General features: G+C 39.6%; 1 protein-coding gene. It reads right to left on the bottom strand.

From position 1 onward, the window contains the following. On the bottom strand, positions 1-948 hold a 948-nt coding region (gene gpmI / locus ACRCJ0_RS15730; RefSeq protein WP_431391124.1), incomplete at both ends, for a 2,3-bisphosphoglycerate-independent phosphoglycerate mutase.

The raw sequence follows: 948 nt of genomic DNA, 5'->3' as shown, positions 1-948 counted from the left end.
TAAGTCGTAAGTCGCTACTTTAGGTGAATTAATCAAAATACGTTTTTCACCTTCAAACTCGTCATTTGCCCCACCATTCATGAAGAATGTCACGTGAGGGTATTTTTCAGTTTCAGCGATACGTAATTGGTTTAAGCCGTTATCAGATAACACTTGGCCAAGAACATTTTTCAATGGGATTGGTTTAAAAGCGATATCAGCTGGAATTGTATCTTTGTATTTAGTCATTGATACAAATTTAACGTTTGCTGGTACATTTCCACGATCGAAGTTATCCCATTCAGTTGCTGTTACAGCGTCTGAAAGTTGGATAGCACGGTCAGGACGGAAGTTAGCGAAAATGATAGCATCATTATCGGCTACTTGGCCTACTGGGTTGCCGTTAGCATCAACAATTACTGTCGGCTCAACGAATTCATCAGTAACGTCTTTAGCATAATTAGCATTTACAACTTCAATTGCATTGTTGCTAGTTTCGCCTTCACCGTTAAAGATAACATCATAAGCTTTTTGTACACGTTCCCAACGGTTATCCCGGTCCATTGCATAGTAACGTCCAGAAATTGAAGCGATTTGACCTAAGTTTTCTTCGGCCATTACTTTTTCAAGTGATTCAATATAACCTGGCGCTGCATGTGGATCAACGTCACGTCCATCTAAGAAAGCGTGTAGGTATAATTTTTCAACACCTTTAGCTTTAGCATCTTTAATCAATGCTTCGATATGACGTAAGTGGCTGTGTACCCCACCATCAGATAATAATCCGAAGATGTGTAGAGCTGAATGGTTGTCAGTTACATGAGTATAAGCACCATTTAATGCTTCGTTCTCAGCAAATTCACCATCTTCAATAGCTTTATCGATTCGAGTTAGGCTTTGGTATACAATACGGCCAGCACCAATATTTGTATGGCCAACTTCAGAGTTACCCATTTGTCCATCAGGTAA

This window comes from Aerococcus sp. L_32 (genome assembly GCF_050689315.1).
Note: the sequence above shows the minus strand (reverse complement) of the source record. Positions and strands in the feature narration are given on the sequence as shown.